At 68.7% G+C, this 11,715-nt stretch carries 13 protein-coding genes; 9 read left to right on the plus strand and 4 right to left on the minus strand.

Going from position 1 to position 11,715, the window contains the following annotated elements:
- Positions 1 to 2 precede the first annotated feature (2 nt).
- Positions 3 to 905, minus strand: coding sequence for a LysR substrate-binding domain-containing protein (locus ABZS29_RS18150; protein ID WP_355463287.1), 903 nt, complete (start codon positions 903 to 905; stop codon positions 3 to 5).
- Between the two features lie 71 nt (positions 906 to 976).
- Between ABZS29_RS18150 and dapA the strand changes: the two genes are divergently transcribed.
- Positions 977 to 1,888 carry a 4-hydroxy-tetrahydrodipicolinate synthase gene (gene dapA / locus ABZS29_RS18155; RefSeq protein ID WP_355463289.1) on the plus strand — a complete coding sequence of 304 codons (912 nt, stop codon included), beginning with the start codon at positions 977 to 979 and terminating at the stop codon, positions 1,886 to 1,888.
- Here dapA and ABZS29_RS18160 read toward each other — a convergent pair.
- Both ABZS29_RS18160 and ABZS29_RS18165 read right to left on the minus strand, forming a co-directional pair.
- On the minus strand, positions 1,868 to 2,899 hold the full coding sequence (locus ABZS29_RS18160) for an NAD-dependent epimerase/dehydratase family protein (RefSeq protein ID WP_355463291.1): 1,032 nt from the start codon (positions 2,897 to 2,899) through the stop codon (positions 1,868 to 1,870). The two genes, dapA and ABZS29_RS18160, sit on opposite strands and share 21 nt — an antisense overlap.
- The gene (locus ABZS29_RS18165; RefSeq protein ID WP_355463293.1) at positions 2,896 to 3,687 is read right to left on the minus strand and encodes an S-methyl-5'-thioadenosine phosphorylase; all 792 of its coding nucleotides are present in this window, start codon (positions 3,685 to 3,687) and stop codon (positions 2,896 to 2,898) included. Before ABZS29_RS18165 ends, ABZS29_RS18160 begins: the two co-directional genes overlap by 4 nt.
- An 86-nt stretch (positions 3,688 to 3,773) precedes the next feature.
- Here ABZS29_RS18165 and ABZS29_RS18170 point away from each other — a divergent pair, with 86 nt between their 5' ends.
- Positions 3,774 to 4,259, plus strand: coding sequence for a hypothetical protein (locus ABZS29_RS18170; protein WP_355463294.1), 486 nt, complete (start codon positions 3,774 to 3,776; stop codon positions 4,257 to 4,259).
- 4 nt (positions 4,260 to 4,263) lie between these two features.
- On the opposite strand, the gene ABZS29_RS18175 is transcribed toward ABZS29_RS18170, so the two are convergent.
- Complete coding sequence (locus ABZS29_RS18175; RefSeq protein WP_355463296.1) at positions 4,264 to 5,919, minus strand: bifunctional 3'-5' exonuclease/DNA polymerase; 1,656 nt, start codon at positions 5,917 to 5,919, stop codon at positions 4,264 to 4,266.
- A gap of 66 nt (positions 5,920 to 5,985) precedes the next feature.
- Here ABZS29_RS18175 and ABZS29_RS18180 point away from each other — a divergent pair, with 66 nt between their 5' ends.
- The 7 genes from ABZS29_RS18180 to ABZS29_RS18210 all read left to right on the plus strand — a co-directional run bounded on the left by ABZS29_RS18180 (position 5,986) and on the right by ABZS29_RS18210 (position 11,714).
- Positions 5,986 to 7,341 carry a PLP-dependent aminotransferase family protein gene (locus ABZS29_RS18180; RefSeq protein ID WP_355463298.1) on the plus strand — a complete coding sequence of 452 codons (1,356 nt, stop codon included), beginning with the start codon at positions 5,986 to 5,988 and terminating at the stop codon, positions 7,339 to 7,341.
- 74 nt (positions 7,342 to 7,415) lie between these two features.
- Entirely contained in the window at positions 7,416 to 8,315 is a 900-nt protein-coding gene (pdxS, locus tag ABZS29_RS18185; protein ID WP_355463300.1) for a pyridoxal 5'-phosphate synthase lyase subunit PdxS, read from the plus strand.
- On the plus strand, positions 8,312 to 8,884 hold the full coding sequence (locus ABZS29_RS18190; RefSeq protein ID WP_355463301.1) for a hypothetical protein: 573 nt from the start codon (positions 8,312 to 8,314) through the stop codon (positions 8,882 to 8,884). The genes pdxS and ABZS29_RS18190 overlap by 4 nt, the downstream gene beginning before the upstream one ends.
- Entirely contained in the window at positions 8,881 to 9,303 is a 423-nt protein-coding gene (locus tag ABZS29_RS18195; protein WP_355463302.1) for a hypothetical protein, read from the plus strand. The genes ABZS29_RS18190 and ABZS29_RS18195 overlap by 4 nt, the downstream gene beginning before the upstream one ends.
- A gap of 1 nt (position 9,304) precedes the next feature.
- On the plus strand, positions 9,305 to 9,907 hold the full coding sequence (gene pdxT, locus ABZS29_RS18200; protein ID WP_355463304.1) for a pyridoxal 5'-phosphate synthase glutaminase subunit PdxT: 603 nt from the start codon (positions 9,305 to 9,307) through the stop codon (positions 9,905 to 9,907).
- Between the two features lie 31 nt (positions 9,908 to 9,938).
- Positions 9,939 to 10,700, plus strand: a complete 762-nt coding sequence (locus tag ABZS29_RS18205; protein ID WP_355463305.1) for a YebC/PmpR family DNA-binding transcriptional regulator — start codon at positions 9,939 to 9,941, stop codon at positions 10,698 to 10,700.
- A gap of 60 nt (positions 10,701 to 10,760) precedes the next feature.
- Positions 10,761 to 11,714, plus strand: coding sequence for a methionyl-tRNA formyltransferase (locus tag ABZS29_RS18210; protein WP_355463307.1), 954 nt, complete (start codon positions 10,761 to 10,763; stop codon positions 11,712 to 11,714).
- Position 11,715: the final 1 nt, after the last annotated feature.

Genomic DNA, 11,715 nt, shown 5'->3' on the forward strand with positions numbered 1-11,715 from the left:
GGCTACTGAGCACCAACAACCTGCGGACGCTCGCCAGTACCGGCGTTGGCTGCGTGCTGGAGGGCCGCACGGGCGGCCTTGATGGCGGGGTGGGTGGCGGTGCCCTGGCGGTAGGCGAGGTGGGTACGGCGCTGGATGGGGAGGGGAGTAAGGGTGACGTTGGACGGAGGGGCGGTCAGGGCCAGTTGGGGGACGAAGGCTGAGCCTTGGTTGGCGGCCACCAGGGCGAGAACGGTGGTGAAGTCGTCGGCGTGGTGGCGGATCTGAGGAGCGAAGCCGGCGGCTTCGCAGGCTCTGATGGTGAGGGTGTGGCAGAGAGTGCCCGGGGTGCCGGCGATCCAGGGGGTGTTGCGGAGGGCGGGCAACGGGTGGCGGTGACGAGTGGCTAGGTAGACGGTCTCTTCCAGAAGAGGCTCAGTGTGCAGGCCGGGGTGGGGCATGGCCGGGACGTGGTCGTATTCATGGACTAATGCGATATCGACAGCTTCGGTGCGAAGGCCGTCGGGGACGGAGGCTGGGTCGAGTTCGACGACGGTCAGGCCGAGGGCGGGGTGTTCGGTGCTGAGGGCAACTATTGCCGGGGTGACGACGGCGGGGATCGCAGTGGGGAAGGCGCCGAGGCGGAGTACGCCGGAGAGCGCACTCGCTGCGTTCTCCAAGTCGGTGGCTGCCTCTGCCAGCAGCGCGAGAATGGTTTCGGTGTGTTCGACCAAGCCTTGGGCGGCCGGGGTGAGGGTGACGCGGCGGCCGGTGCGTTCGAGCAGCGGTACGCCGGTTTCGCGTTCTAGCGCGGTGAGTTGCTGGGAGACGGCTGATGGGGTGTAGGCCAGCGCCTCGGCGACGGCGGCGATCGTGCCGCGATGCGCGAGTTCGCGGAGCAGGCGCAGTTTCCGGACATCGAGCATAAGGTGAGCTTACGCTCAGCGATGGAAATGGGAACTGGACCTGATGGGCGGTCGAGGGCGATGGTCGGTTCATGGCACTCACCGGGCTCTTCGTTCCCCTGATCACCCCGTTCACTGCGACCGGCGAATTGGCCGGAGAGGCGCTGGAAGCGCTCGCGCACGCCGTACTGGACGGTGGCGCGACCGGCATCGTCGCTTTGGGCACCACCGGCGAGCCAGCCACGCTGACACCGGCGGAGCGCCGCCGGGTTCTCGAGATCTGCTCGGACGTCTGCGCGGCGCGGCAGGCGTCGCTCATCGTCGGAGCGGGATCGAACTCGACGGCCGCGTCCATCGATGAGTTGACGGGCGCCTCGAGCGGCGACGCAGCGCTGGTTGTCGTGCCGTATTACACCCGGCCGTCCGAGGATGGCGTTGTCGAACACTTCAAGCAGCTTGCAGCGGCGAGTCCGGTCCCGCTGGTGATCTACAACATCCCGTACCGAACCGGCCGGACGCTGAGCGCCGAGACGTTGGTCCGGCTGGCCGAGCTGCCCAACGTCATCGGCTTCAAGCACGCGGTCGGCGGGATCGACGAGGACACGGTCGCCTTCATGGCCCGCGTGCCCGACGACGTCAGCGTGCTGGCCGGCGACGACCTGTACGTCGGCCCGATGCTGGCACTCGGTGCCCGCGGCGGGATCCTCGCGAGTGCGAACGTTGCGCCCCAGCCGTACGCCGACCTGATCGCAGCCTGGCAGACCAGCGCGCTGGACCAAGCCCGAGAGAGCGCTCACCGACTGGTCCCGCTAGCCCGAGCCCTCTTCGCCGAACCGAACCCCGTCGTCATCAAGGCCGTGCTCGCCGCCCAAGGCCGGATCCCCACCGCACACGTACGACTGCCGTTGCTTCCCGCGATCGCCCAGACCACCACGATTGCCGTGGAGTGTGCAACCGTTGTGGCCGCACCTGAAGAATTCCGGCTAGTTGCCGGAGGCAAGTAGGTTGGCGAGGCCGGTGCGGAGGTCGTAGGTGGGCTTCCAGCCGAGTTCATTGCGGAGTTTGCTGGAGGTGGCCGTGATGTGGCGGACGTCGCCGAGGCGGTACTGGCCGGTGACCACCGGGGGCGGGCCCTGGTAGGCGTGGGCGAGTTCGCCGGCGAGGTCGCCGATGGTGCGCACGGTGTCGGTGCCGACGTTGTACGCCGTGAACGGGGGTTGCTGGGGGAGTGCGCCGGCCGCCGTGGTGACGGCGGTGGCGATGTCGTGGACGTGGATGAAGTCGCGGCGTTGCCGGCCGTCTTCGTAGACCTTCGAGGTTTCGCCGCGTTCGAGGGCTGAGCGGAAGATCGCGGCGACACCGGCGTACGGCGTGTTGCGGGGCATGCCGGGGCCGTAGACGTTGTGGAAGCGCAGCGCGGTGACGCGGCTGCCGGTTTCGCGGGCCCAGGAGGCGGCGAGGTGTTCGCCGTTGAGTTTGGTGGCGGCGTACGCGTTGCGGGGATCGGAGGGAGCGCACTCTGCGATCAGGCCGGGGCGCAGCGGTTCGGCGCAGTGCGGGCACGGCGGGTCGAACTGGCCGGCCTCGAGGTCCTCCGTACGGCGGGGACCGGGGGCGACCTGGCCGTGGCGATCGCAGTCGTAGCGGCCCTCGCCGTACACGACCATCGAGCTGGCGTAGACAAGGTGGCAGAGGTTCGCGTGGGCGAGTTCGCGGAGCAGGACGGCGGTGCCGAGACTGTTGGTGGAGACGTAGTCGTCGATGTCGTTCAGGTCGACGCCGAGACCGACCTTGGCTGCCAGGTGGATCACTGTGTCCACGCCGAAGAGCGCTCTCCGGAGATCTTCGGGGTTTCTGATGTCACCGACGATCAGGTCTTGGCGAGGTTCCGGACGGGTGTCGTGGACGTCAGGGCGCAGCGAGTCGAAGACGAGGACGTCGTGTCCTTCGGCGGTCAGTTGCGTGTGCACGTGCCGCCCGATGAACCCGGCGCCGCCGGTCAGCAGAACTCTCACCGTGCGACCGCCGCATCCAGTGCTGCGGCGGTGCCGTCCAAAACGTGGTGGCACGAGCAGTCTGTCGTGGGGGAGGGGAGGCGGGGGATGACCTCGGTGAGGAGCGCCTTGAGGCGGTCGATGCTCTGGGCGAAGACCTTGTACACCTCGGACTCGGTGACGCCCTCGCCGTCCTGGAGGCCGGCGTCGTGGTCGGTGACGACGGCGAGGGAGGTGTAGCAGAGGGCCAGCTCGCGGGCCAGGGCGGCTTCGGGGGCGCCGGTCATGCCGACGACCGACCAGCCCTGGGCGGCGTGCCATTGAGATTCGGCGCGGGTGGAGAAGCGCGGGCCGTTGATCACCACCATCGTGCCGCCCGGTACGACGTTGCCCGCGGCAATGATCGTGGCGCGGCCGGCCGGGCAGTACGGGTCGGCGGCGGACGTGTGGACCGCCAGCTCGTCGTACACGGTTTGCGGGCGGCCCCAGGTGCGGTCGACGTACTGGTCGGGGACGACGAAGGTGCCGGGGCCGAGCTCGGGCTTGAGGGAGCCGACCGCGCACGGGGCGAGCACCTGGCGGACACCCAGCGAGCGCAGGGCCCAGAGGTTGGCGCGGTAGTTGACGCGGTGCGGCGGGAAGCGGTGGTCGGCGCCGTGCCGCGGGATGAACGCCACCTCGCGGCCGGCGACCTCGCCGACGACCGGGGGTTCGCTCGGCGGTCCGAACGGCGTACTGACGTCTACGCGGCGCGCATCCGCCAGGAACGAGTAGAAGCCGGAACCACCGAGCACACCGATATCAACCATGCGTCTGACGCTAAACGCGTCGCGGCGCCCGATGACGCGATTCGGCCGGACCGTGAGCGCTCCGTAAGGGGTGGTCCAATGTTGGAGTGAAGGTGACCACGGCTCTGCTCGCGATCGGCCTCCTGCTGCTGTTGTTCGGCGGGTACGCGAGCTGGACCGCTGGCCGCCTGGACCGTTTGCACCACCGGGTGGAGTTGTCCCGGGCCGCTCTGGAGACAGAGCTCGCCCGCCGGGCCGCACTGGTTGCGGAGCTCGCCGGTGCGGGCATTCTGGACCCGGCCTCTTCGCTGCTGTTGCTGGACGCGGCGCATCGGGCGCGTACCGCGTCAGCCGACGACCGCGAGCAGTGCGAGTCGGCGTTGACGCGAGCGGTCAACGCGACCGGCACCGGTGTCGAGCCGTGGGCAAGTGAGCTGGCGCTGGCGATGCGACGAGTGCAGCTGGCCCGGCGCTTCCACAACGACGTCGTCGTCTCTACGCGGAACCTGAGGCGGCGACGGCTGGTGCAGTGGCTCCGGTTGGCTGGGCGGGCGCCGATGCCGTCGACCATCGAGCTGGAGGACGGGCGGTAACGCGCTACTTGGCGTCTGCGTAGGTCTTGACGATTGCGGTGGTGAAGGCGAAGCGTGTAGGCGTTGGACCGAAGGTCAGCGTGCCGGCCAGGTCGCTGGCGGTCTGGATGGCCGCAGCGACCGTCTCGGCCTCTTCGGTCGGGCAGTGCACGATCACCTCGTCGTGCTGGAAGAAGACGAGCTCCGCCTTCAGCGGCCCCAACGCCTGCCGCAGCGCCGCGAGCATCAGCAGCGCCCAGTCGGCCGCACTGCCCTGGACGACGAAGTTCCGCGTGAAGCGACCACGCGCACGAGCGTGCCGCGAGTCCGACTGTGGTTCATCCACCGGCGGCCCCTCGAGCGTGGCGTCGTCGAGTGCTGCGCCACCTGGCGGACAGGTGCGACCGAGCCACGTGCGCACCAGCTTGCCCTCCTCGCCGGCGCGCGCGGCATCGTCGACGTACGCAACGGCTTGCGGGAATCGCTTGCGCAGCATGGCGAGGTTCTTGAGTCCGTCACCCGACGTCTGCCCGTAGATCGCACCCAGTACGGCGAGCTTGGCCATCGCGCGGTCACCGGAGAACGCCTGGTCCGACACGGCCTTGTAGAGGTCTCCCGGATCGCTGGCGACCTCCATCAACGCGCGGTCGCGAGAGATCGCGGCCAGGATCCGCGGCTCGAGCTGTGAGGCGTCGGCCACGACCAGACTCCAGCCGGGATCGGCGACGACAGCACGCCGGATCACCTTCGGGATCTGCAGCCCGCCACCGCCGTTGGTGATCCACCGCCCGGACACTGTGCCGCCAGGGACGAACCCGGGCCGGAACCGGCCGTCGTGCACCCAGTCGTTGAGCCAGGACCAGCCGTTCGCCGTGTAGATCCGGTAGAGCTTCTTGTACTCGATCAGTGGCTCGACGGCTGGATGGTCGATCGTCGCCAGCTCCCAGCGGCGCGTGCTCTTCAGCTGGTACCCGGCCTGCTTGAACGCCTTCAGCACATCAGCCGGCAGATCCGGCCGCACCCGACGCCCGAAAGCCGCAGACACCTCGTCGGCCAGCTCGGTCAGCCGCCGCGGCTCACCGGTCCCACCGAATCGCTCACCGAGCAGCTCAGCCAGCAACTCGCGGTGAACCGCAGCGCTCCAGGGCAGCCCGGCCCGGTCCATCTCGGCAGCGACCAGCATTCCCGACGACTCCGAAGCCGTCAGCAGCCGCATCCGATCCGGGTGCTCGCACTCGCCGTGTCGCCGGAGCTGATCGGCATACACCCGGAGCAGCGCCTCGAAGGCGATCGGTTCCTCCTGGATCTCGAACAGCGACGACTGCTCACCCGGTACGACGGAACGCAGCGGCGGGTCGGGTGGGACAGGCGCACCGCTCAGCCGGGCCCACGCGGCCGCCGCCGAGCGTGGCTCGCCGAGTCGACCGGCGTGACCGAGCAGCAGGCCCTCACTGTTCTCGATGTCGTAGCAGCGCTCGACGCGGACACCGCTCGCCAACAACCGCGGGTAGATCTCAGCCGACGCCCGCCACACCCACCGCGTCACCTGCGGCCGGGAGCCGACCGCAGCCGCGAGATCGGGCTCGTGCAGCACCGGCCCGGCGGGCTGACCGTCCAGATGCAGGGCAACGAGCACTGCTCCGCCACCCTCCTCCGGCGCGATCGCCCACCGCTCGTCCATGTCCGCATCCTCACATCTGCCACCGACAGAACGCGGCTATCAGGCCAGTGGTGAGAGACTGGACTTATGTGGCGGGCGGGGGATCTGGAACCAGCGGACGGGACCAAGACCGAGCAGGTCGAGGCCCTGGTCCTGCGGCGGATCGAGCGCGGGGATCTGTCGATCGGATCACGGCTGCCGTCGGAGCGTGTGCTGGCCGAGCGTCTCGGGCTCAGCCGGGTGACGGTAGTACGCGCGCTCGACCACCTGCGGGCGGACGGCGTACTGGAGACGAAGCGGGGCTCAGGGACGCATGTACGGCCGACTGACCGCCTGCTCGACCCCATCGCGCCGGCATCGACGGTCACTGCGGGGGACCAGCCGCTGCTCGACCTGCGGTTCGCAACCACCGCAGCACCACATGACGTGGTCGAGGCTGCGGCTCAGATGGTGCAGGACAGCCTGCCGCAAGCCATGGGCGGTGACGGTCCGCCCTCAGGTGGCTCATTAGAGCTCCGTACGGCGCTGGCCGCGCGACTCACCTCTGAGGGCGTACCGACCGAGCCGGACCAGCTTACGCTCACTGTCGGCGCAGCAGCCGGTCTGAACGCCGCACTGGCCGGACTGGACCTCGGACCGGGCGTAGCGATCACCGAGACACCGACGTACCCGGCAGCGTTTGACCTGCTGCGTAAACACCGGCTGGACGTTGCGGGGTGGCCAGCTGGCGTCTGGGACACCGATCAGCTCGCTCACCTGTGCAGACGGCATCGGCCGAAGGTCATCTACCTCCAGGCCGACAACCACAACCCGACTGGCCTCAGCCTCCCGGCAGACCGCCGTGCGACGGTTGTCGAGATCGCCCGCCGGTACGGCGCTGCCCTGATCAGCGACGAGACCATGCGGCCGTTGTGGCTGGCCAGTGGGGCGCAGGCGGACCCGCTGAGTCGCTACCCGCGCACAGTGAGCGTTGGGTCGTTGTCGAAGACGGTCTGGGGTGGACTCCGCGTCGGCTGGGTCCGCACCGGCAAGCAACTCAGGCGGCGGATCAACACGGCCGCACAGCTCAGTGTGGCGTCGCCGAGCGCGCTGGACGACCTGCTGGCCCAAGCGATCGTGCAGAAACTCGACAAGGTGATCAGCAGGCGCCGTACCCGCCTCCGCGCCAATCTGAATGCGCTGGAGACCGGACTGAAGACGCTGAACGGCGTGAGCTGGGCCACGCCGACCGGTGGCATGACGCTCTGGCTGGAGCTCACGGACGTGCGCGCGCGGCGGGTGCTGGACGCGGCGAGAGAGCACGGTCTGCTGCTCGGCTCAGGCGATCTGTTCACGCCGGACGGGACCGACCGGCGCCACATCCGGATCCCGTTCACCGCCCCGCCCGCCACTCTGCGCCTGGTGGTCGCCCGGCTGGGCGATGCGCTCGCTCAGTCCACTTGAATCAAGGTGGACTGAAGATTGGTGTCGCCGGACGCCTAGCCTGGGCGGTGGAGCCCCACGACCAGGAGGATGCAGTGAGCGAGAACGTGACCCCGCAGACCGGTACCGCGAAGGTGAAGCGCGGCATGGCGGAGATGCTCAAGGGCGGCGTGATCATGGACGTCGTCACCGCCGAGCAGGCCAAGATCGCCGAGGACGCCGGTGCGGTCGCCGTGATGGCGCTGGAGCGCGTTCCGGCCGACATCCGCGCGCAGGGCGGCGTCTCCCGGATGAGCGACCCGGACATGATCGAGAGCATCGTCAACACCGTGTCGATCCCGGTGATGGCCAAAGCCCGGATCGGTCACTTCGTCGAGGCGCAGGTGCTGCAGAGCCTCGGGGTCGACTACATCGACGAGTCCGAGGTGCTCACCCCGGCCGACTACGCCAACCACATCGACAAGTGGAACTTCACCGTTCCGTTCGTCTGCGGTGCGACCAACCTGGGCGAGGCACTCCGCCGGATCACCGAGGGTGCGGCGATGATCCGCTCCAAGGGCGAGGCCGGTACTGGTGACGTCTCCAACGCCACCACGCACATGCGCCAGATCCGCCAGGAGCTGCGCCGGCTGCAGAACCTCCCCGAGGACGAGCTGTACGTCGCCGCCAAGGAGCTGCAGGCGCCGTACGAGCTGGTCAAGGAGGTCGCCGCGCTCGGCAAGCTCCCGGTGGTGCTGTTCACCGCCGGTGGTATCGCCACCCCGGCCGACGCCGCCATGATGATGCAGCTGGGCGCCGAGGGTGTCTTCGTCGGCTCCGGCATCTTCAAGTCCGGTAACCCGCAGCAGCGCGCCGAGGCGATCGTGAAGGCCACCACCTTCTACGACGACCCCGACGTGATCGCCAAGGTCTCCCGCGGTCTGGGCGAAGCCATGGTCGGCATCAACGTCGACGAGATCCCGCAGCCGCACCGCCTTGCCGAGCGCGGCTGGTGACAGCACCTGAGGGGCTCCTGGCGCTGGACGAGCGGACCTCTCGCGAGCTGCGCGGGCTGGCCCGGGTGCTGGTGCGGTCCGGGTACGCCGACCACGCGGCGATCACTGCCGCGCTGACCGAGGCGGTGCAGGAGGACGCACCAGCGATGGACTCGTCCGCGCTGGTGCCGCTGCTGATCGGTGAGGCGCTGATCGACGTCACGGAGGACGCTAAAGGCTGGCCCGAGGTCACTGACCCGGACCGGTTGGAGGCAGTGCTCGCTGAGCTGGAGTCGCTCGGGCTGGTGGTGGTTCGCTACACCGCGGACCACCACGAGGCACGCAAGGTGCTGGAGGCTGCTACAGAGCCGCAGGGGCTGGTGTTCTTCACGGACACCGACGTGTGGCACGCAGTGGACTTCGGCATGCTCGAGTTGAAGGTGTGGCACCCGGACACCGCCAATGTGGCGCCGGGGGAGCCGCTGCTGGAGGACGTGCTCGCGCTGCTCAACGAGCGTGAGCTCCCGGCCGTCTTCGACGAGGGCCGGATCGAGGTCACGCTGGACTGGCAGCGGCGGGTGTCGCTGTGACGTATGTGACCGTCGGCTCCGCTGTGAAGGCGGTGTACTGGGAGACGCTCCCGGACAAGTACCAGCCGCCGAAGAAGTTCGCCGTCCGCGCCGATGCGGTCGCCTACGCCGAGCAGAACGCGCTCTGGTTCGACATGGTCGTGCACTTCGACGACGGTCAGGTGGCCAGGCTCGGTGCGGCTCACGGTGAGTGGCAGAACGAGGACCTGCGCCCGGGCGACGTCGTACGGCGTGCTGAGTATCGGATCCAGCAAGGCGACGCAGTCGGTACGACGGTCTATCCGGATCTGGCCGCTGCGACAGCTGCTGCGCCGGAGGGCCGGCTGACCGGCGTCTACCAGACGCTGTGGATCGGACCGAACGAACGCAAGCTCGTCGGAGCAGGCGGCTCGGTCGACAAGACCGGAAAGGTGGACTGACATGAGCAAGCCTGTGATCGGCGTGTTCGCGCTGCAGGGGAACGTGCGGGAGCACGTGGCGATGCTGACGCAGGTCGGCGTCGAGGCGCGGCCCGTACGGCGTCCCTCGGAGCTGGCGCAGGTGGACGCGATGGTGCTGCCCGGCGGTGAGTCGACCACGATGGACAAGCTGGCGCGGGCGTTCGAGCTGTTCGAGCCCCTGCAGAAGCGGATCGCGGACGGGATGCCGGTGTTCGGGACGTGCGCCGGAATGATCCTGCTGGCGAACGAGATCACCGGCGGGATCGCCGACCAGGAGACGCTCGGCGGGCTCGACGTGACAGTGCGGCGGAACGCGTTCGGGCGGCAGGTGGACTCGTTCGAGGCGGACCTCGAGTTCGCGGCGTTCGAGGCGCCGTACCACGCCGTGTTCATCCGGGCACCGTGGGTGGAACGCGTCGGCCGGGACGTCGAGGTACTGTCGACGGTGAGCTCGGGCCCGGCCACGGGTAGGATCGTCGCGGTTCGCCACGACCGGCTGCTGGCCACGTCGTTCCATCCGGAGCTGACCGGGGACGCCAGGCTGCACGGCTACTTTGCGGAGCTGGTCCGCGAGCTTTCTTAGTCTGTTCGGCGGTAGAAGGGTTGGGTTCGCGATGTCAGGCCACTCCAAATGGGCCACCACGAAGCACAAGAAAGCGGTCATCGACTCGAGGCGCGCCAAGCTCTTCGCGAAGCTGATCAAGAACATCGAGGTGGCCGCCCGGACGGGCGGCGGTGACCTCGCGGGCAACCCGACCCTGTTCGACGCGGTCCAGAAGGCGAAGAAGTCGTCGGTCCCCAACGACAACATCGACCGCGCGGTCAAGCGCGGTTCCGGGGCCGAGGCCGGCGGCGCGGACTGGCAGTCGATCACGTACGAGGGCTACGGCCCGAACGGCGTCGCGATGCTGATCGAGTGCCTGACCGACAACCGCAACCGCGCCGCGGCCGACGTCCGGACCGCGATGACGCGCAACGGCGGCTCGCTGGCCGACCCGGGCAGTGTCGCCTACCTGTTCCACCGCAAGGGCGTCATCGTCGTGAACAAGGAGCAGGACGGCAAGTCCTACACCGAGGACGACGTGATGGAGGCCGTGCTCGAGGCCGGCGCCGACGAGGTCAACGACCTCGGCGAGTCCTACGAGGTGATCAGCGAGGCCAGCGACCTGGTGAAGGTCCGTACCGCGCTGCAGGACGCCGGCATCGACTACGAGTCCGCCGACGCCTCGTTCGTCCCGTCGATGACCGTCGACCTCGACGCCGAGGGCGCGAACAAGATCTTCCGCCTGATCGACGCCCTCGAGGACAGCGACGACGTCCAGAACGTCTACGCCAACTTCGACGTCTCCGACGAGGTCATGGCCGAAGTCGGCTGACCCCTCGCTCGACGGCTAAGGTTAGCCTTACCTTGCTAGCCAGCCGTCGAGAGGAACCAGATGAGGGTCGTCATGCTCGGGTATCAGACCTGGGGGCACCGCACGCTGCAGGCGTTGCTGGACTCGGAGCATGAGGTGGCCCTCGTGGTCACGCATCCGAAGAGCGAGCATGCGTACGAGAAGATCTGGGACGACGATGTCGCCGAGCTGGCCGAGAAGCACGGCGTACCGGTGCTGCTGCGCAATCGTCCGGACGACGCCGAGCTGCTGGAGGCGATCGCTGCAGCGCGGCCGGATCTGATCATCGCGAACAACTGGCGGACGTGGCTGCCGCCGGAGCTGTTCGACCTGCCGCCGCACGGGACGTTGAACATTCACGACTCGTTGCTGCCGAAGTACGCGGGCTTCTCGCCGATCATCTGGGCGTTGATCAACGGCGAGGAGCAGGTCGGCGTCACCGCGCACAAGATGAACGCCGAGCTCGATGCCGGCGATGTTCTGATCCAGCGGTCGGTGCCGATCGGGCCGACCGACACCGCCACCGATCTGTTTCATCGGACGGTGGATCTGATCGGGCCGATCGTCCAGGAGTCGCTCGAGCTGATCGCCTCGGGGCAGGACGCCGGTCGTTGGGTGGCGCAGGATCGCTCGGAGGCCAGCTTCTTCCACAAGCGCTCGCTGGAGGACAGCCGGATCGACTGGAAGTGGCCGGCGGAGCGCCTGGAGCGGCTCGTGCGCGCCCAGTCGGACCCTTATCCGAATGCCTATGCCTTCCACCGCGGCGAGCGGCTGCGGATCGTCGAGGCGGCCGTCTCCGAGGCTCGGTACGGCGGGACGCCCGGCCGAATCTTCATTCGCGAAGGCGACGGCGTGGTCGTGGTGGCGGGCGCGGACGCGTACAACGGGCGCTGTCCCGGACTGCTCGTCCGCCGCGTGCGGACCGACAACGGGACCGAGTACGCGGCGACCGACTACTTCCGCACGATGGGCGGTTATCTCACGTCACACGCGTGAA

The organism is Kribbella sp. NPDC005582 (genome assembly GCF_040605415.1).
In the GTDB taxonomy this organism is placed as follows: domain Bacteria; phylum Actinomycetota; class Actinomycetes; order Propionibacteriales; family Kribbellaceae; genus Kribbella.

What these genes read in the sequence shown, in the direction of transcription:
- pdxT (WP_355463304.1), top strand. Translation starts at nt 9,305, where the DNA reads ATGAGCAAGCCTGTGATCGGCGTGTTCGCGCTGCAGGGGAACGTGCGG.
- dapA (WP_355463289.1), top strand. Translation starts at nt 977, where the DNA reads ATGGCACTCACCGGGCTCTTCGTTCCCCTGATCACCCCGTTCACTGCG.
- ABZS29_RS18205 (WP_355463305.1), top strand. Translation starts at nt 9,939, where the DNA reads ATGTCAGGCCACTCCAAATGGGCCACCACGAAGCACAAGAAAGCGGTC.
- ABZS29_RS18180 (WP_355463298.1), top strand. Translation starts at nt 5,986, where the DNA reads ATGTGGCGGGCGGGGGATCTGGAACCAGCGGACGGGACCAAGACCGAG.
- ABZS29_RS18150 (WP_355463287.1), bottom strand. Translation starts at nt 905, where the DNA reads ATGCTCGATGTCCGGAAACTGCGCCTGCTCCGCGAACTCGCGCATCGC.
- ABZS29_RS18210 (WP_355463307.1), top strand. Translation starts at nt 10,761, where the DNA reads ATGAGGGTCGTCATGCTCGGGTATCAGACCTGGGGGCACCGCACGCTG.
- ABZS29_RS18165 (WP_355463293.1), bottom strand. Translation starts at nt 3,687, where the DNA reads ATGGTTGATATCGGTGTGCTCGGTGGTTCCGGCTTCTACTCGTTCCTG.
- ABZS29_RS18175 (WP_355463296.1), bottom strand. Translation starts at nt 5,919, where the DNA reads ATGGACGAGCGGTGGGCGATCGCGCCGGAGGAGGGTGGCGGAGCAGTG.